This is a genomic window from Bacteroidota bacterium, assembly GCA_016720935.1.
GTDB lineage: Bacteria > Bacteroidota > Bacteroidia > AKYH767-A > 2013-40CM-41-45 > JADKJP01.
On record JADKJP010000004.1, the window covers coordinates 363,136 to 382,807 of the forward strand.

13 protein-coding genes are annotated in these 19,672 nt (G+C 42.4%); 6 read left to right on the forward strand and 7 right to left on the reverse strand.

Features of this window, described 5'->3' with window-relative positions:
• Positions 1-40: 40 nt before the first annotated feature.
• The 5 genes from IPP86_05625 to IPP86_05645 form a co-directional block, all read right to left on the reverse strand.
• Complete coding sequence (locus IPP86_05625; GenBank protein MBL0137994.1) at positions 41-3,106, reverse strand: TAT-variant-translocated molybdopterin oxidoreductase; 3,066 nt, start codon at positions 3,104-3,106, stop codon at positions 41-43.
• A gap of 86 nt (positions 3,107-3,192) precedes the next feature.
• Positions 3,193-4,431, reverse strand: a complete 1,239-nt coding sequence (locus tag IPP86_05630) for a c-type cytochrome (protein MBL0137995.1) — start codon at positions 4,429-4,431, stop codon at positions 3,193-3,195.
• Positions 4,432-4,889: 458 nt separating this feature from the next.
• Positions 4,890-5,642, reverse strand: coding sequence for a cyclase family protein (locus IPP86_05635; protein ID MBL0137996.1), 753 nt, complete (start codon positions 5,640-5,642; stop codon positions 4,890-4,892).
• Positions 5,643-5,691: 49 nt separating this feature from the next.
• Complete coding sequence (locus IPP86_05640; protein ID MBL0137997.1) at positions 5,692-9,852, reverse strand: T9SS type A sorting domain-containing protein; 4,161 nt, start codon at positions 9,850-9,852, stop codon at positions 5,692-5,694.
• Between the two features lie 248 nt (positions 9,853-10,100).
• Positions 10,101-10,811 carry a VIT1/CCC1 transporter family protein gene (locus tag IPP86_05645; GenBank protein MBL0137998.1) on the reverse strand — a complete coding sequence of 237 codons (711 nt, stop codon included), beginning with the start codon at positions 10,809-10,811 and terminating at the stop codon, positions 10,101-10,103.
• 123 nt (positions 10,812-10,934) lie between these two features.
• On the opposite strand from IPP86_05645, the gene IPP86_05650 reads away from it, so the two are divergent.
• The 4 genes from IPP86_05650 to IPP86_05665 all read left to right on the forward strand — a co-directional run bounded on the left by IPP86_05650 (position 10,935) and on the right by IPP86_05665 (position 15,174).
• The gene (locus IPP86_05650) at positions 10,935-12,071 is read left to right on the forward strand and encodes a cysteine desulfurase (GenBank protein ID MBL0137999.1); all 1,137 of its coding nucleotides are present in this window, start codon (positions 10,935-10,937) and stop codon (positions 12,069-12,071) included.
• A gap of 212 nt (positions 12,072-12,283) precedes the next feature.
• A complete protein-coding gene (locus IPP86_05655; protein ID MBL0138000.1) occupies positions 12,284-14,092 on the forward strand; it encodes a hypothetical protein in 1,809 nt (602 codons plus the stop codon).
• A 264-nt stretch (positions 14,093-14,356) separates the two neighbouring features.
• Positions 14,357-14,887, forward strand: coding sequence for a cold shock domain-containing protein (locus IPP86_05660; GenBank protein MBL0138001.1), 531 nt, complete (start codon positions 14,357-14,359; stop codon positions 14,885-14,887).
• Positions 14,888-14,967: 80 nt separating this feature from the next.
• Entirely contained in the window at positions 14,968-15,174 is a 207-nt protein-coding gene (locus IPP86_05665; protein ID MBL0138002.1) for a hypothetical protein, read from the forward strand.
• A gap of 85 nt (positions 15,175-15,259) precedes the next feature.
• Here the strand turns inward: IPP86_05665 and IPP86_05670 are convergent, their stop codons facing one another.
• On the reverse strand, positions 15,260-16,096 hold the full coding sequence (locus IPP86_05670; protein MBL0138003.1) for a T9SS type A sorting domain-containing protein: 837 nt from the start codon (positions 16,094-16,096) through the stop codon (positions 15,260-15,262).
• 251 nt (positions 16,097-16,347) lie between these two features.
• Positions 16,348-17,211, reverse strand: coding sequence for a pantoate--beta-alanine ligase (locus tag IPP86_05675; protein MBL0138004.1), 864 nt, complete (start codon positions 17,209-17,211; stop codon positions 16,348-16,350).
• A 212-nt stretch (positions 17,212-17,423) separates the two neighbouring features.
• Between IPP86_05675 and IPP86_05680 the strand changes: the two genes are divergently transcribed.
• Together IPP86_05680 and IPP86_05685 are read left to right on the forward strand one after the other, a co-directional pair.
• The gene (locus IPP86_05680) at positions 17,424-18,260 is read left to right on the forward strand and encodes a glycogen/starch synthase (GenBank protein MBL0138005.1); all 837 of its coding nucleotides are present in this window, start codon (positions 17,424-17,426) and stop codon (positions 18,258-18,260) included.
• 2 nt (positions 18,261-18,262) lie between these two features.
• Complete coding sequence (locus IPP86_05685; protein ID MBL0138006.1) at positions 18,263-19,639, forward strand: DUF4270 domain-containing protein; 1,377 nt, start codon at positions 18,263-18,265, stop codon at positions 19,637-19,639.
• Positions 19,640-19,672: the final 33 nt, after the last annotated feature.

Here is a 19,672-nt window from a genome sequence, read left to right on the forward strand (position 1 = left end):
TTGTTCAAACAGGTTTTCTGAAAATATTTTTTTCAGTTGATTACGCTTCTTTTCCTTCTTCTACATTCCGGACTTTCGTCTGGTAATATACATTCGGCTGAACATTCAGCTCACCCAACAGGTGATAACTGCGTTCTTCAGGTTTCCACATTTTGTTGAGTTCACTTTCCGGATTGTTGTAATCCCCGAAAGTAATGGCGTGTGTAGGACAAGACTGCGCGCAGGCTGTCTTCACTTCACCGTCAACAAGTTTGCGGCCCTCTTTCTTTGCAGTCAGTTTTCCTTCCTGCAAACGCTGTACGCACATTGAGCATTTTTCCATGACTCCGCGTGAACGTACTACTACATCCGGATTGAGTACCATTTTCCCGAGATCATCGTTCATATGGAAATCAAACTGAGGATTATCAGAATATCTGAACCAGTTGAATCGACGCACTTTGTACGGACAGTTGTTCGCGCAATAACGTGTTCCGACGCAACGGTTGTATGTCATTTGATTGAGTCCCTCTGTACTGTGACTTGTCGCGATAACCGGACAAACAGTTTCACAAGGAGCGTGAGCGCAATGCTGGCACATCACAGGCTGGAATACCACTCGCGGCATATCGCTTGGGTCTTCCATCTTTTTGATGTCGCCGCTTTCGCCTTCTTTCGGATCCGCGTCACTGCTGTAGTAACGGTCGATACGAATCCAGTGCATTTCACGACTACGGTTCACTTCATCTTTACCAACAACAGAAACGTTGTTTTCAGCGGTACAGGCAACGACACAGGCACCGCAACCAATACAGGAATTCAAATCGATTGACATTCCCCAATGGTGATTTCCTGAATCAAAATCAGCCCAGAGATTCATGTCTCCGGCTTTTTTCTTTACCTCTTCACCTTTACCAACTTTCACAGTCAGCATTTCCTCATCGTTTCCTGCTGCAGGATTTTTCAGCCATTCACCGAGAGTCGTTTCTTTCACAATCGCACGTCCCATCATGGTGTGATGCGTTTGTGTAGCGGCAAGCATATAATCTTCGTCGGCAGTTTTTTGAATATCCAGCCCGGAAGCCGACATATTCAGATTACCACCATTGAAATTTGTAAAAGGATAAGCATTCACACCACGGTTGTCGGCAACCTTACCGGCAACAGTACGTCCATATCCGATAGCAAGTGAAGCTGTACCAAATGCCTGTCCGGGCTGAATAACCACAGGAGCTTTCACAGTGATACTGCCCACTTTCACACTTACTACATTTCCCTGCTTCCAGCCTTTTTCACGGGCATCTTTCGGGGATACTGAGATATAGTTGTCCCACGTAACTTTACTGATCGGATCAGGTAACTCCTGCAACCAGGGGTTGTTGGCCTGTTGACCATTTCCTAATCCTACTTTTTCATATACAACGAGTTCCATTCCGCTTGCATTCATTTTGCCAATCGCGTCAGCGGCAGCATTAAGATTTGCAGCGGTTTTATAATTCTTAGCGGCAGCGGCAGGAAGTTCGAATACTCCATCCTGAAGAACTTTATTCCAGTTGCCGGATGCTTTAGAGAAAATATTTGAAGTCCAGTAGGACGCCATGTAATCATGAAACACAGCAGGAGATCCTGCCCATGTCAAAAGACTCTCTTGTGCCTGACGTGTGCTGAACAAAGGAGAAATTGTTGGCTGTCCAAGCGAGTATGCTCCGGTGCGTGGCTCCGCATCGCTCCAGGATTCCAGCGCATGGTGGTCCGGACAAACAAACTGACAAAGTGAAGATGTTTCATCCGGGCGATCAGAGAATGAAACGGAGAGTTCCATTTTTTTCAATGATTCACCGAAAGCAGCGCCATTCGGAAGTGTATACACCGGGTTGGAATTGTAAACAAATACAGCGGAGACTTCTCCTTTATTCACTTCTTCGAGGAATGACAGTACATCCGCGTCTGAACCCTGACGAAGCGCATTCGCGTTGTCCAGGTCGATGGTCGTACCATAGTTTTCCAGCAAGGAATTGATTCCATTCACAACATTTTGAATGGCTGTATTGTTGACACCGCATACAACAAGGGACTTCCCTTTGTTTGCCAGCAGTTCTTTTGCAATTGAAGAAATTTTCTTTCCTACCTCCGCATCGATTGAGGGAGCTGAGATGGCTGCTGCACCAGTACCGCCAGCAATAGCATTGTACAAATTGGCGGCAACAGCACCTTGTTGTGAAGGTTTCACCGGAATACGCTGATCCGCGTTACTTCCGGTAACAGAAAGCGCTGTCTCAAACTGGTAATGACGAGACATGTTTTTCTTTCCCTCATTCAGTTTGCGCGTTTCCGCATACTGACGTGCATGTTCAACAGGAGAGTTCCAGTTGACAAGGAAATCGGCATCCAATGAAACGATGACATTCGCTTTATCAAAATTATAAGTAGGGATTAAAGAAAGACCAAAGCTTTCCTGATTCGCCTGACGCATTGCCGACATAGAGACGGCATCGTACATCACATGTTTAGTTGTTGGATATTTTGCTGTAAAATCAGCGATAACTTTCTTTGTTGAAGGACTGATGATGGTAGAGGAAAGAATACGGATCTTTCCACCTTTCGCAGCAATGGCTGTCAGTTTATCCAGAATAGATTTATCAACCTCAGGCCAGGTAGAAGCATTTCCTCCAACAGTAGGAGTTTTCAGACGTGCACTGTCGTAAAGAGATAAAATAGCGGCTTGTACACGCGCGTTGACGCCACCTTTGGTAACTGAACTGAGAGTATTTCCTTCCAGTTTGATTGGACGGCCTTCACGAGTTTTAACGATGACACTGCAATAGTCGTAGCCATCAAAATAAGTTGACGCATACCAGTTTGCAATACCCGGAGTAATTTGCTCGGGGCGAATCAGGTAAGGAATCGTCTTACGAACCGGGGCTTCACAGGCTGCCAGAGATGCGGCAGCGACACTAAATCCGAGGAACTTCAGAAAATCCCGGCGGGGCGTGGTGTTCACATCCTGAGCTTTCTTGTCGATTGCCTTATCAAGAGGCAATTGCTCATAGAACTCGTTGTTTTTCAACCGGACGAACTCCGCATCGTTGCGAAGTTCTTCAACACCTTTCCAGTATTTTTTGCTCATTGGTGGTTAGCTAAAATTATATTGATGTGTTGGTGGAGAGTTTCTGAAGTAATCAGTTATTCCTCCAAAACATTAAAATCTGTTTTTTAATAATGACAACGTGCACATTCTAAACCACCGATGGTCGCAACCGTCAGCAATGAATCCGCACCATATTTTGAAAGTAATTGTTTGTGGAAGTCGTTGTAATACGCATTTCCGGCCATATTCACTTTTGTGGTACGGTGACAGTTGATACACCATCCCATTGTGAGAGGTGAATACTGACCGGCTACCGTCATGCTGTCCTGAACCGGGCCGTGACAAGTCTGACAAGCCACTTTACCTACAACTACGTGTTGAGCGTGATTGAAATAGGCGAGATCCGGGAGATTGTGAACACGAACCCATTGGATCGGCTGTTGGTTTGGACCATACGTTCCTTTATCAGGATCATAATCCAATGCCTTATAAATTTTCGCGATTTCAGCAGTTCCGGTAACAGGCCCTTTGCGAACGTATTTGTGACAATTCATACATACGTTCGCTGATGGTACACCCGCAACTTTTCCGCGTTCCGCTCCGCTGTGACAATAGATACATGGAATCTGCATTTGTCCGGCATGGAGAATATGGGAATAAGCAATCGGTTGTTCAGGAGTATAGCCTTGTGAAATACCGATGGACATCAATGAATACCATCCCTTTACACTTCCGTAAAGCGTGAGGAAAATCAAAATTACGGCTACAAGTTTTTTATTATTGCGAATCCAGAAACGAGTGCTTTCCCAACGTGTCATTGGCGCCGGTTCAGGTGTACCCGCGTTTTGGCGAACTGTACGAGCAAGTGTGTGTTGAACACGACCCAATACAATGCTCAAAAGATAAAGTACTGCTGCCGCAATCAGGAGGTACAACCAAATTGGCTGTGGTTCTTCCTGCGCGACAGGAGCTCCCGGTGTTGTTCCAGGAGCAGCTGCATCGGGCTTTTGTTCTTCAGCCTTGATGTATGCAAGCATTGCCTTGATTTCTTCGTCTTTCAGACCGAAAGAAGGCATGGCTACCTTGTTATTCTCATTGAAAATCTTGACAGCGTACTCATCGCCGCTCTTCACAACCGCTTGTGAATTCCTGATCCATTTGATCAGCCATTCTTCGGAACGACGTTGACTTACCCCTTTCAGGGCAGGACCGACCATCTTTTCCTTCACGGCATGACAGGAAGTACAATTGGCTTTGAAAAGCGCTTCACCATCTTGTGCGTTTACAGCGGTGAATGAAAAGAGCGCAAGTGAAAATACAGTGACAAGGAACGTAATGTGCCTGGTAATGTAGCGGTTGCTCATGTTGTTTTTATTAGCGCGTTCGGTTAGAACGTGTAAGGCAAAAAACCAAAAGAGATGGCCAGCAGCGTGGTCATCAAATTGTCAGTTTTTTGAACGGGTGCAAATTTATTAGAAACAACATTTCTGGAAAGAATTTGTGAAAAAAAATTTAAAATCGAGTGTTTGTTGGACTTCTTATGAAGGAGAAAATCTACCTTTTAACCTCATATTGTCAAATTAATTTAACAAGGATTTTTATCATAATTAGCATTGGTCAAACAGTAAACCTCTTGTATGCCATATCCATACGATTACTTATTAGAATGATTCTAAATAATTAATTCTCATAAATGATAATTCTCAATTCGGGAAGATCCTAAACAAATATTTATGTCATGAAAATAATTTCCCTGAATATCAACACTATATATCGAACGGCAAATGTCAAATTGTCTTGAAAAAAACCAAAATTTCCAGCCTCAGGCTTTTATCATCCTGTAAAGCAGAGGTTTACTGGGACTGGCATCATTTTCAAAGGAGGCTATTTGTAAATTGAGAAGATAAGAACCATCCTTGATTTCGTCTGGCACATAGATCAATTCAGTGATTGTAGCATCCTTTCTTGTGTTTTCAGGGTAATTCCAGAATTCGTGATGTGCCGACAATTTGCCTCCATCCTCTTCTTTGTCGACAGAAGGCAGATCCAGCAGGAGATGCTCAATTCCGCAATCACGAATAAAAGCCGCTGCCTCATGATGTAAATAAGCGGGATTTGTACCGGAATAATGTCTGTTGATTTTAAGACCCGGATTCGGGCGGGTGCGGATGATCAAAGCTTCCGGTCGCTTTTCGCCTAGTGCATTTTCAATTTGATCTCGTTTAATAATATGATCGTTAAAAACAGACTGAGGAGTAACTGAAATTAATTCTGATATAAAAAAGAAGCGACGCAGACTTTGATTGATTGTATATGGCTCTGTAGAAATATGACCTACACACTCGGTATGGGTACCGTTTCCATGCGGATTAAAAAGGATATTGTTGACATTACATGAACCACCTTGTTTGACGTCACCGACAAAACCACCGGCTCTGAACGGTTCTATTTGTACAGGAGGAATATAAAACGCGTTTACATTGATTTCTCCGGCTCGCAGAGGTATAGAAATGTCATGTGGTTTGGATAAATCCACACGGAACAAATTTCCATCTATAACACAGGTAATGATCATGATCCTTGTCTGAAAAATTCAGGCAGGAAGGTACAAAAAAAGAAGATGTTTATTTCTTGATCAGCTTCGTTACATATTGTTCTCCATCAAATGTGAGGTGAACAAAATACACGCCTTGAGAAAGATCGGACGGCAGCGACAGACCAATTGTCCGGCTTCCCCGACTGAGCATTTCTTCGTTACTGTAGACAGTCTGTCCAATTGAATTTTCGACCTGGATCAAAAGTTTTCCCGGTTCATTTGCCTGAAGATATAAATACGGATCGGCATTAAATGGATTGGGAGATACCGCGATTAATTCAAAATTTTTCCCAGAATTAAACAGTACCACCACAGCTTCTGATTCACGGGATTGCCCGTCGTAATCAACCTGTTTCAATTTGTAATAATTCTTTCCCTGAACAGGTTGTTCATCGACAATAGAATATTCGAATTGCTGAGAAGTAGTTCCGTGACCCTCCACAAACGCAATCTTCTGGTAACCAAAAATACCTGCGTTTTCCCGCGCTGCATACACTTCAAAATAATCATTATTGATTTCCGACGAAGTTGCCCATGAACACAAGACAGAAGATTTTCCACTCTTCTCCGCTGAGAAATAAAGCAGTTCTACGGGTAGTGGAGATGGTCCATTGCCTGCGCCTGCAAAACCACTGAATGAGGACAATCCGTCACGACGGGCTCCTTGCAAAGTGGCGGCAGAAACAGAATACATCGCCAAACCGGTATTCACACTGATATCCGCTCCATCGTGAGTACCTGCAGATGTAATCCATGCACCCTGGCCGGTACTATCCGGTACGGCTACACTGGGGCGTTTTACAAGACGCAATTCGGATCCGGTTAGTCCATCCATTGCCTGGAGATTGAAACGATCTCCGGCACATTCTATACTGTAATCCACCGGTCCTAATGCTCCCGGGAAAATAGCAGGATCACCGGAGGTGTTGGCACCGTTATTCTCCTGGAAGTCCCAGTAAAAATCACCAACCATATCAATTTCATGATTCAGACAAGTTGTTGCTGTTGCTCCGCCCTGATCATCAATCTCGAAAGGATTACCACAACCATGACCTGTATTTCCAATGAACACTCCATCCACCACAAAATTATTATTATTGTTCAGGTAGGTACCAACAAGGTAGTTGTTATTGGTAGCAGAAGCGAACTGCACAAGGGATGGACAATAGTAATAATCACCCAGCACTCCGGTTCCACCGGTTTGACGGAAGCCCAAAGGATAGAGGTATTCGTTTTTTGTTCCGACTGTGATAATCTTACGGTTCAGACGACCTTCAAAAAATCCATTGCGTGTATTCTGTGCTCCGATAGTCTGGCGGGTGACGGCACCCGGGTCATCGTTCAATATATTGATCGTCTTAAAATTTACACCGGTATTTTCATCCGCGTCATATGTTGCTCCGTTGCGCGATAAAAGTACACCGTTTGTAAAATCAAGTGCATACAGAATATTCAGATTTCCTTTCAGTATTGCTTCATGACGATTGGACGCAACTCCTGTAGGTTGGATCTTATTAATACGCAGCCGACAAATTTGTCCGGGGAAATTACCACTGGCATTTCGTATATCGAGGATTTGTTGCTGAGTGGCGCTGGCTACATCAATCAAACCTTCAGTAATGAGTCCTCCTGCACTTGCACCGGTACAATCACACGTTCCATTAATGCTGATATCCCCGGTAACGGTGATGGAATATGTTGCAAGATCAATAGAACCGCTCTTTGCAGGAGTAGCATTTTGCTGTACTGTAAAATCATTTACTGTTACATTTCCACAACCAACACCTGCCTGAAGCAATGGATAATTGGGACGGTTGTCTTTGATGATAACATCCGCGGTAGATGGCGGAACAACCTCTCTGTCCCAGTTGCAGGCTTCACACCATTTATTATCCACTGAACCCATCCATGTGTAAGCTGTGCCGGCAATACTTCCCGGATCAAATTCATCAGCACCAATATCAATACAGGAAGGTCGTGTAAAGACATCATAGTCATCTGTGACCGTCGGGGAAAGAGAAATACCGGCATTCCTGACATTGTAATCTGCAGTATGCAAATCCGTTACCGAAGTGAAAGCAACTGTAGCCGTTTTAGACGCGGTAACAGGATCTCCTCCTCCGCAATTCGCATTCCAGACTGTGAGATTCGCGCAATCAACTCCCGCATAATTCGCCAATGGAGCAGCTGTGGTGTACAAGAGGTTATTGGTTCCCTGGGCAGCAGAATAGGCAGGAGATGAACTTCCAACCATACGAATGGCATAATGCTTTCCACTACCACCCGACCGTTCATTGTAGAGGATGGTATTTTTTATCGATAAAAAAGTAGAAGAGGTGTTGTAATTGTAAGCATACGTATTTGTTGTGCCGCTTGGTGAACCCAGGATACGAATTGAATTGAAATAACAGTAACCAATACCTGTTTGATGTTCGATACCGTTAATGATAATGTCGTTGGACAAACCATTACCCAAACTAATAAAATTATTATAGGCATTTACCTGGTTTGTATTCTTCATGGTGATGCCTGTAATCGAAGAAGTATTGGTTGAACTGGCAACCGATAATGTATGAATCCAGCATTTCTGAATGGTACTGATGTTGGATGCTCCGCCTTTACAGAATATACCACGCACCTGAATAGAGCCACTCGCAGCGGTGTTTGACAATCCGGAAATTACATTCTGAGAAATCAATGTTGCTGCAGTACCTGCAATAGGGATATCAAGGACACCGATAATGGAAGCCTGTTCGTCCACACCTGTATTGGCACCACTCACCGTCAGATTTTGAATAGTATTATTGCTGATAGTCACAGCAAACAATGCAACAGTATTGTGTATGCCGACCATATTCGCAAATCTGTGAACAGAATTGATACTGTTTGCAGAAGAGTTCCCGATGGTATTACCGGTAATGCTGATTGATCCACCGGATGAACTGTTGTAAATTCCGACAAACCCGACACGATCTCCATTACCGCTACCCGGTGAAGGGAACAAAATTGAAATGCCTCCGATTGAATTGCCGGTTATGTTTTCCGCTCCGGTATTACCGGAAACAATGATTCCACAAGCCGGAACAAAAGATGTGAAGACCGAATTATTTGTTGATTTGATCAGGATACTGTTGGTTCCGGCAACTGCACCAATAACATTATTCGATACTGTTGTCGGGCCATTTTCAACATAAATACCATAAAAAATACCTGTTCCCGCGGTACCGGAAGAACGACTTGAAGTGATGTCAAAACCTCCGATTACATTGTTGGATACGGTAGAACTTGCACCGGTGACAGTGTTAATAATGATCACCTGTACGGAACCAGCAAAATTTGAAACTGTATTTGTGATGGTTGTATACCCTGTGCCGGCCGCATTTGCAAATCCACAATAATTACCGGTTACAGTATAACCATTACCCGCTTTTATAACAATCGCGCTATATGTATTGGCAGGATATGGATTTCCGCTAATATTCAAAGCCAGCGAGTTGGTTTGGTAAATCCTGTTGTTTGTAATGGTCCATGTCGAACTACCTATAAACGCATAAATACCGGCACTCATTTGTCCGGATGAATAATAGTCGTGGATCGTATTAGTTGTAATGGTAATATTACTGTTATCCTTTCCCACGATGGAGTTATGACTCTTGATATATATGCCTGGAAGGTTTGCTCCTGACGGTGCCAGGTTATTGTTTGAAATAGTATTGTTATCATTTCCGGCACCCGTACCTGAATTAGAAAACCAAATAACAGCTCCATCTGCAGCTGCATTATAAACACCCAGAGAAGAACCTAAAATCGTACAATTGGTAACAAGGTTATTGGTTGCATCCAAAACAAACTTAATGGTCGCGGCTTGATTGGAGGCACTCGTATTTGAAAGGGTCAGGGAATTCCCACCTGCATTCAATCCATTGATGGTCACATTATCCGCGCCATTCAGTTGAATAAGAGGACCGGCAATGGCTCCTGTAATCGTTCTCACACCGCTGGGTTGAATGGTGAGTGAAGCCCATACTCCTGTACTTTGATTGAGGGATGCTGTAACCAGTTCCGTTGTATTACCGGTGATTGTGATAGTGATATTGAGCGCATTTTGTGCCCTTGCATTGATGGCTGTGAAAGCTGCATTCAATGTTGCAAAGGTTCCATTGGGTGTCAATGGATTTGCTCCCGCCACCGTAACATTTTGCCCGGACGACCTTAAAGAAAAAAACAGGCCACAGAAAAAGATTATTAATCTTATGTGAGACCGTTTGAAAATCGCTCTATCCATTCAGAATATTTGTAAAAACGCCAATCTCGCGAGTTTTGAATCTTCAAAAATAGGCAATCAGCTTGAAACAATCTATTAAATAAAGGTAAATTCATTGTAAATCTTGGTGAATTCAGCTTTTAATATGTTGATAACCCGAAAGAATGGGTGAATCAACTTAAAAGTTTGGCAAATAGAAAGGCAGCTGCCGCTGCAAGCACCCCGATCATGGTGGTCCGTAAAGCCCCCTTTACCGGATTCTGGCCAGTCACCTTACTTTTAAAATAGCCAAAAATCATCAGACAAATCACTGTTATAATCGCGGAAAAAAGCAATCCGGAAACCGGCTTATCTGTAAAAAAATATGCTGAGAGCGGTACGATACCGCCGACTATATATGCCAAACCAATATTTCGTGCACTTTGACGCGCTCTTCTGATATCCGGTTTTTCAAGACCAAGCTCAAAACGCATCATAAACTCAACCCATTTGTCGTGATCCTTTTCCATCTCATTCATGATGGTCTCTTGTGATTCAGCAGACAAACCATAATTGCCAAAGATCTCTTTCACTTCTCTCCGCTCCGTTTCATAATGTGTTTTTATTTCGCGGTATTCCCTTGCGAGTTCTGAATCATAATGTTCAATCTCCGTTTTTCCGGCAAGGTATCCTCCCAGGCCCATGGCAATGGAACCTGCAACAATTTCCGCAAAGCCTGCCGTGATAATGATCGCGTTATTCGACACCGCGCTGCTAAGACCTGCTGCCAATGCAAAAGGAACGGTCAGGCCATCTGCCATTCCGATAACAATATCCTTTACGGTATCAGTTTGTTCGAAATGTTCTTCTTTGTGTGAATGATGATGACCCTGAGCAACTGACATATTGTTTTTTGTTTTTGAAGAGTTCAAAAGTAGGAAAAATGTTTCTGGCAATCCTTTTAAAAAATTCCATATTCTTTTTTGAATGCCGTACTTTTGATTCTCTCATTCCAGAACTTTACACGAATGGCAATTTATCTTGATTACAATTCGACGACTCCGGTTGACCCCCTGGTTTTGGAAACAATGCTACCCTATTTTACAACACGATTCGGTAACGCATCCAGTAAAACCCATTCTTTTGGCTGGATCGCAGAACAGGCTGTGACTGATGCGAGACAACAGATAGCAAAGTTCATCGGCGCCGAAGATTCTGAGATCATTTTTACTTCCGGAGCAACTGAAGCGATCAACCTTGCTATGAAAGGGGCCTTTGAAGCATATTCCGGCAAAGGCAAACACATCATCACTTCAGCGACTGAACACAAGGCCGTCCTGGATACTTGTGCTCATCTTGAAAAATCGGGAGCGCGTGTTACCATTCTTCCGGTGCAACCTGATGGATTAATCGATCCTTCCGAATTAACAAGCGCGCTTACGGATCAAACCATTCTTGTTTCCATCATGTACGCTAACAACGAAACCGGTGTGATTCAGAATATCAGGGAACTTTCCGCGATCACTCATGCAAAAGGCAGTATTTTTATGAGTGATGCGACACAAGCTTGTGGAAAAATCAGAGTGAATATAGAAGAAGACGGAATTGATCTTTTAGCAATGTCTTCGCATAAGATCTATGGCCCCAAAGGTTGCGGAGCTTTGTTTGTCCGCAGAAAAAATCCGAGAGTAAAACTGATCGCGCAAATCGATGGCGGAGGTCATGAAAAAGGACTTCGGAGCGGAACCCTCAATGTCCCGGGTATCGTGGGTTTTGGAAAAGCCTGCGAACTGGCACATGAAAGAATGTGGGAAGACAATCTTCACATTTCCAAATTACGTTCTATGCTTGAGCAAGGCTTGATTGATCTTGGAAACATTTCTGTAAACGGAAGCACACGCAATCGCTTGCCCAATACAAGCAATCTTGCATTCACAGGAATAAAAGCCTCCACGCTCATGAAGCATTTGCCGGATATTGCTGTTGCCAGCGGAAGCGCGTGTACCTCCGCATTAGCTGAACCGTCACATGTACTAAGGGCAATGCAAATTTCAGAAGATGTCGCCTATTCATCTGTTCGTTTTTCGATTGGTCGACATAATACTACGGATGAAATAAATATTTGTATCGAAAAAATCCGCGAATTCATTTCAAAAGAAATTTAGCGAATTCATCTCAAACCGTTAATTTCTTTTTTTCGTTGAATCATTTTTTCAAACTCAAAAAACATCATTTATTTATTGAATTCCACTTTTAATATCCCAACTAATTATTTGGCATTTTGATTCATGATTGTTATCATGATAAATGTCATAATTAAACAGGTCCTTTGTAAAGCATACCGTGATTTTTGAAAAATCACACGAAAAAAATCCGAATGAATACTTCAGAATTACACACATTCCACATTCCTGTGATGGGACTGGGATTTACTATTGATACTCCTTTAAAAGTCGCACGCTTTGGAATTTCATCCGTTGTTTCAATCATCGAAGATGAATTGGTGGAGCAAATGAGAATGTATCACACCAAAAAATCCGGATTAAATTACATTCCAATCAGCGATGAAACTGAAGACTCCAGGGCAAAAAGAATCACCGCTTACCTGAATCTGATTCAGGAACTTGTTTCAAAGCAAACGGAGGAATTGAGCAACCTGCCATTTGAAGTATCGAATGAACTTTCAAAATATTTTGAATTACTTCCCGAAAATTCACCGGTGAAGGAATTGTATCTTGAGATGCTGGAGACATCCGACAGCACTGAAAAAATCAGGAAACAAACGTTGCTCAGAAAAAAAATAAAATCCGGCGCTATTGATGTAAACATTATGTCAAAGGTGGACCGTACAAACTACAATCAAAACGGTGAGGCATTACCTGCAGAATTTTCAGATGCTTTATCTGCCTTCAGAGGCTTTGCAAAAAGTAGTTTGAACTCCTCGGTCGTATTATCCGCCGGATACAATCCTCGCTTGTATACATACATCGAAACCTTTCCTGATTTTTTCCCGGACGAATCCGGCACATTGAAAAAGAAAATTATTCTGAAAGTAAGCGACTATCGTTCCGCGCTGATCCAGGGAAGATTACTGGCAAAAAAAGGGATCTGGGTTTCTGAATTCCGAATTGAATCCGGATTGAATTGCGGCGGTCATGCTTTCGCTACCGAAGGACTCTTGCTGGGTCCGATTCTCGAAGAATTCAAACTAAAGAAAAAGGAAATCGAAGAAGAGTTATTGATGACATGCACCATTGCATTGAATTCAAAAAGTCTTCCGGTATTTAAGGAAGCACCGGAAATGAAGGTTACAGTTCAGGGAGGTATAGGAACTGCAAATGAAAATAAATTTCTTCTGGATTATTATGGAGTAAACGCCACCGGATGGGGAAGTCCATTTTTATTGGTTCCCGAAGCCACCAATGTTGACCCTGATACATTATCAAAATTAACGAAAGCACGAAAAGAAGATTATTTTCTGAGTAACGCTTCCCCACTTGGTATCCCGTTCAACAACTTCAGAGGAAGCACTTCCGAAACACAACGTAAAATCAGGATTGAAAAAGGCCGTCCCGGAAGTCCGTGTTATAAAAAATTTCTCTCATCAAATACTGAATTCAGCAAGACCCCGATATGCACTGCTTCACGTGAATATCAAAGTCAGAAAATAAAAGAACTGGAAACAAAATCGTTTTCGAAAGAAGCATTTGAAATGGAGTACAACAAAATCACAGACAAAGATTGTTTGTGCGAAGGACTGGGTACAAGTGCTTTGATTACAAACGATCTGCCTCTCAGTCATCAGCTGAAAGCTGTAGCGATTTGTCCGGGACCCAATCTGGCTTATTTTTCCGATTCATTTTCTCTGAAACAAATGGTGGATCATATTTACGGAAGAATCAACATTCTTAACACACTCCGCCGTCCGAACATGTTTGTAAATGAACTCGTCCTTTATGTAGATTATCTGAAAAAAGAAATCCGGGAGAATCTGGAAACCGCGAATAGCAACAAAACCCGTTACATCAATAATTTCAAAAACAACTTGCTCAGTGGAATCGATTATTATAAACAGTTGATTCCTCGTTTGAAGCTTGAAAAGGAAGAATATATCTCACAAATCAAAAAAGATCTCGAGAATCTGGAAGCGACCGTTTCGTCCATCTTCATTCCACGTGTTGTTTGAAGATTTTCCGGAAGAATTGCTGTGCAAAAAGCACGCATTGTAGCACTATTATCCATTAATTTTCACTGAGAATATTTCGGTTTTGTTCTTCAATGAAAAAAAACAATCCTGCTTTAGAGGCTGAAATCGCTCTTTTCATCACGAGTTTTGTGAATTCCAATACTATTCATCTTCAAGAAAGAGAATAAACGTATCTTACAACGCGGTTCGGTTTTAAGCTGTTTGTGCTTTTGATCCCTGCATCAAAAAAATTTAAATTCAACTATGAGCAAATCACAAGAAACATTCAGTAAAAAAGAAAAAGAAAAAAAGCGTCAGAAAAAGCGCTTGGAAAAAGAGCAAAAGAAAGAAGATAGAAAAGCTAATTCACAGGGTGCCAGGAGTTTCGAAGAAATGCTGGCCTATGTTGACGAAAACGGAAGACTCTCTTCCACCCCACCCGATCCATCCAAAAAAAGAGTCATCAATGCCGAAGATATCGAAATCGGAGTAGCACGACGTGCGGCCGAAGATCCGATTCATCTAGGAGTTGTAACCTTCTTTAATACTGAAAAGGGTTATGGTTTTATTAAAGATAAAGAAAGCGGCGAAAGTGTTTTTGTGCACATCAATGGTTTGATGGACTCAATTAAAGAAAACGACAAAGTAACTTTTGAAACTGAAATGGGACCAAAAGGTACCAATGCGGTTCGGGTGAGACTGGCACCAAAAGCAGAAGCTCCGAAACCGGAAGCTGCCAAGGCTCCATCAACACAAGCGCCGAACGCCGCTCCTCAGCCACCAAAGTCAGAATAATTTCTAATTCCGTTGTTGTTTTTACCGGCAATAACCATTGTTTGCACATATCAATTGTTGGTTTTAAAAATACAGGAATCATGGCAAAAAAAATGGTCGCAGAAGGCCGTGTGGTATTAAGGGACAAAGCATTCTTTTATGAATTCTGGTCGGATAACCTGCAGGTAACCATCAAGATTTACCGTCATGGTAACAAAGGTGAATCCATAGAATTTATCCGTCACGACACACTCAATTTGAAAAATGAAATGGAAGTGGCGTTGGTGAACGCGAAAGTTCTTAAATAAACCAGAACAAGTCAAAACAAAAAAATCGTCCGATACCCGGACGATTTTTTTGTTTTAAACCAGATGTTAGATCTGTCAAAAATATTTAATCGGTAATTACAATTTGCGCAGTGTAAGATCTTGAATTCTCCGGATCAATTTTTACAAAATAAACTCCTTCCGGCAGCCCCTCTTTTCTTATCAGGATTTTTCTCGCATTGACATATTCAGTGGATTTGATTTCCTTCCCCATAGTATCATAAATATGAACGGTCAATTTTGAATTCCGTAAATCCTGCGGCAATTCAATGCTTGTCGATTCATTGAATGGATTCGGGTAACAATTCAAAGTCTTAGTGTTATTTTGATTTTCTCCGACTGAAACCGGACTCAAATCAATCACAACATTGTCGAAAGCGTATGTCGACCATGCGGCACCAATTGTTTTATATTTAAATGCGATGTAACCGCTGTCGGAAACGAATGGGATGTTTACAATGGTATCCAGCCATTGGAATTGAGGTTGCATATAGGAGAGATTGGCGATGACGGTAAAACTACTAAGCGCCGGATCCTGAATATTTGTGCCAAACAGTACTTCAAAATTATCAGGAAAGGGAGTGCTGAAACCGCTGGTAAGAACCTTCACTGCCAATGTTCCTTCAGATGTAAAATTCAAAGGTGGTGAAACATACCAGTCTACAACCGTGTCGGTTTGCGCTCCCCCTACATTGTAATCATGTGAAATACACATTGAGAAGAATCCTCCACCTGAATTAGACCAGGCATAGTTGCTTAAAAAACCTGTGCGGTATTGTTGCCAGCCTGCCATTTCTGAGGGCGTGTCAAAGCCGCTTGAATAAGGCAGCGAAATTCCCTGCGAAAACAGGATGCCAATGCTGAAGCACTGAATAAAAAGAATTAAGGGTAGCGTTTTTTTCATTTCAAATAATTTTTACAGCGTTGAAACTACAATCGAGGAAGTGAAAGAGATGCAAATTACTGTTTGATTACTGAAAAATTATAACGCTAAGACAATTTAACTATCCGTTGAAAATAGAACAATGCCTTAATCAATCCAGATAAAATACAGGGTTCATATTACATTTCGAATCCTAAAAATGTTCTTGTACAATAAAGAATTCGGCAGAAAGAGGTGGTCTCCGAAAAACTGATGAATTGCAAAATTCTCCCTTAAGCCTTAGATGTATTGATCCCAATGTTATCAATGAGACGCACTTTTCCCAAACGAACGGCAGTACAAACCCTGATCGAAGAGGCATCATTCCAGTCCTTCACCGGTTCAAGTGTATCTGAATCCGCTGCTGATACATATTCAACTTTCATGATTCCATTTTTCTCGATCATTGAAATGGCGTGCATGATGAGAACATCAAGCGGTCTGGATTGCCAGTTGTCACGTATATAAAACAGCGCTTTCGAAATTGCGGTCGCTTCTTTTCGTTCTTCTGGCGAAAGCAGGGTATTTCTTGAACTCATGGCGAGACCGTCATTTTCCCTTACTGTCGGACAGCCGATAATACTTACGGGCAAATTCAGCTGTCGGGTCATTGTACGAATGACAGCCAATTGCTGAAAATCTTTTTCCCCGAAATAGGCTACATCAGGCTGTACGACACGAAACAAATTTGCCACGACCTGCATAACTCCTTTAAAATGGCCGGGGCGATGGCTGGCTTCCATGACCTGATCCAAGGTACCCAGATCAATGCTTGGAACCTCAGGCAGCTGTCCTTCCGGATACATTTCGTTAACAGAAGGGGCAAATACAAGATCGGCTCCAATGGGTTCGAGTAATTTCAGATCAGTCTCGAGGGTTCTGGGATAATTTTTCAGGTCCTCAGGATTGTTAAACTGAGTAGGATTTACAAAAATACTCACCACTACTCTGTCGTTTTCCCTACGAGCTTTTTCTACTAAGGCAAGGTGACCGGCATGCAAAGCCCCCATGGTAGGGACGAAGCCAATACTTAAACCGGAGGCTTTCCAGGCAGAAATCTCTTTTTGGAGGGTAATTTTATTATCAATAACCTGCATCATGACCATAATGGTTCGCTATTTCGGCTTTATACAATCATTATCGGACCTTTGACCAATACCTTTTCCCTTGTTTATCAGCAAATTATGTCCTTAACCTGTTAAAATTTCAATAAAAAACGCAAATTTCCGCTATCGGTTCTTGCATCTATTGAGTGATACTCTTATTATACGTATCTTTGCATGCCAATATTAATAAATCCGATCTGTAAATGAAGAAAGCGAAAGTTTTATTTATTTCCCAAGAGATCACTCCTTTTCTAGAAGTGACAGAAGTATCGAACATCGCCCGGTTTTTACCACAGGGCGTTCAGGAAAAAGGGAAAGAAATCCGGACTTTCATGCCTCGTTTCGGTTTGATCAATGAGCGCAGAAATCAATTGCACGAAGTGATCCGGCTGTCCGGTATGAACCTGATTATTGATGATTCAGATCACCCTTTGATTATTAAAGTAGCTTCCATCCAAAGTGCGCGGATGCAGGTTTACTTTATCGATAACGAGGAATATTTTCAGCGCAAAATGGTTTTCCGTGACGCGAAGAAGAAATTCTACAAGGACAACGAAGACCGTATGGTCTTTTTCTGTCGCGGCGTTCTGGAAACGGTTAAGAAACTCGGCTGGGCTCCGGATGTAATCCATTGCCATGGCTGGATGACTTCCCTGATTCCATTCTTTGTGAAAACAGGTTACAAGGATGAGCCAATGTTTAAGAATTCCCGTGTAGTATATTCAAGCTACCTCCAGGATATGGAAGAAACATTCAGTCCGAATTTCACCAAGAAGCTGAAAATGGACGGTGTGACTGCTGATGACATGAAGCATTACAAAGAACCAACGATGGCAAACATTCATCTTGCCGCGATGAAACTGAGTGACGCTGTAATCAAAGGATGCGACACAAAACACGCTACCGTGGATTCCTGGCTTAAAAAATCCACCAAGCCTGTATTAGAATATAAACCCTTTGATGATGAAGGCGGATTTGTGAACGCCTGCTCAGATTTCTACGACGAACTCCTCGAACAGGAACCCGTTCTCCAAGACTAAATATGAAGATAGCTTTTCCGGAAGGATCATCCTCCCGAATTTTCCGCAAGAATATCAATACCACTATCAACAATTCAGAAAATATTTCCTCCACCAAAACGTGGAGGAAATATTTTTTTCTGCTCACCTTGCTGGGAGGAATTGTGTTGCAACCCGGTTGTAAAGATCCGGATGAAATCGGGCTCGGAGTTATCCCGGCATCGGATACATTAGGTGTTTCCGCCTCGGATACATCTACGGTATGGACACGAACAGTTTTGGAAGACACCCTTCGATCCGATGAATTATCCCTGCAATTGCTGGGAAGCATGAACGATGATGTCTTCGGAAAACATACAGCTTCCATTTATACACATGCTGTTCTTGCCGGAGTTCCCAATTTTGGCGGGATCCGACAAGCAGATTCACTTGTTTTGAGTTTGTCCTATGCAGGTTATTACGGAGACACAACAACTTTGCAAAATGTGGAAGTCTTCGAAATGACTGAAGACATGGATATTGACAGCTCCTATTATTCCAATAAAAATTTCAGCTTTGATCCGGTTGCTCTCGGCACCCTTGCTATTCGTCCAAAACCCAACACGGAAGTTGTTGTAGCCGGTGATTCGGTTTCCCCGCAAATGCGCATTCCTTTGAGCCTGGCTTTGGCTGACAGTATTATGGCACTGGAAGGTCAATCACAATTGTCAACAAGCGACAATTTCAATGCTTATTTCAAAGGGCTTTACATTCGCACAGACCAGGCGGCTAGTCCGGGTTCGGGTTCCATCTCTTACTTTAATTTCTCCAATTCTAAGATGACCCTTTACTACCACAATGCCGATACGGTGGTAAAGAGCTATTCATTTTCACTTGCAGGAGCCCGTGTAAATTCATTTTCACATGATTATACAGGAACTGTTGTCGCTACTCAGATCGCGGATTCAAACGCGGTTGACTCCCTTGCCTTTTTGCAATCCATGGCGGGGGTAAAAACAAAAATTACATTGCCATTTTTGAAACATTTTGCGGATTCTGGCAGTATTGTAGTAAATAAAGCCCAGTTGGTCCTCACCTCCCAGGCAGGCACACCTATTAAATTTGGTGTGCCATCGAAATTGCTGTTAGTCGCGATTGATTCCGTCGGGGGATCTTATTTCCCGATCGATTATTATGAAACAGGAGGGTATTTTGGTGGAAACATCAATTCTGATGGAAGAACCTATACTTTTAACCTGGCCCGCCAAATACAGCGTATTCTCGACGGAAGACTGAGGAACGATGGTTTTTATCTGGTTGTTTCCGGTTCGTCGGTTCAGGCGAATCGATTGGTGATCGGCAGTGGAAAAAATGCCAGTTATCGGGCAACACTGAAATTATACTATACGCATCTTCCTTAACCTCAGACAGGAGTTTTATTTCTGATCTTTGCA

What these genes read in the sequence shown, in the direction of transcription:
- IPP86_05665 (MBL0138002.1), top strand. Translation starts at nt 14,968, where the DNA reads ATGGCAAAAAAAATGGTCGCAGAAGGCCGTGTGGTATTAAGGGACAAA.
- IPP86_05650 (MBL0137999.1), top strand. Translation starts at nt 10,935, where the DNA reads ATGGCAATTTATCTTGATTACAATTCGACGACTCCGGTTGACCCCCTG.
- IPP86_05655 (MBL0138000.1), top strand. Translation starts at nt 12,284, where the DNA reads ATGAATACTTCAGAATTACACACATTCCACATTCCTGTGATGGGACTG.
- IPP86_05680 (MBL0138005.1), top strand. Translation starts at nt 17,424, where the DNA reads ATGAAGAAAGCGAAAGTTTTATTTATTTCCCAAGAGATCACTCCTTTT.
- IPP86_05685 (MBL0138006.1), top strand. Translation starts at nt 18,263, where the DNA reads ATGAAGATAGCTTTTCCGGAAGGATCATCCTCCCGAATTTTCCGCAAG.
- IPP86_05675 (MBL0138004.1), bottom strand. Translation starts at nt 17,211, where the DNA reads ATGCAGGTTATTGATAATAAAATTACCCTCCAAAAAGAGATTTCTGCC.
- IPP86_05645 (MBL0137998.1), bottom strand. Translation starts at nt 10,811, where the DNA reads ATGTCAGTTGCTCAGGGTCATCATCATTCACACAAAGAAGAACATTTC.
- IPP86_05630 (MBL0137995.1), bottom strand. Translation starts at nt 4,431, where the DNA reads ATGAGCAACCGCTACATTACCAGGCACATTACGTTCCTTGTCACTGTA.
- IPP86_05625 (MBL0137994.1), bottom strand. Translation starts at nt 3,106, where the DNA reads ATGAGCAAAAAATACTGGAAAGGTGTTGAAGAACTTCGCAACGATGCG.
- IPP86_05635 (MBL0137996.1), bottom strand. Translation starts at nt 5,642, where the DNA reads ATGATCATTACCTGTGTTATAGATGGAAATTTGTTCCGTGTGGATTTA.
- IPP86_05660 (MBL0138001.1), top strand. Translation starts at nt 14,357, where the DNA reads ATGAGCAAATCACAAGAAACATTCAGTAAAAAAGAAAAAGAAAAAAAG.
- IPP86_05670 (MBL0138003.1), bottom strand. Translation starts at nt 16,096, where the DNA reads ATGAAAAAAACGCTACCCTTAATTCTTTTTATTCAGTGCTTCAGCATT.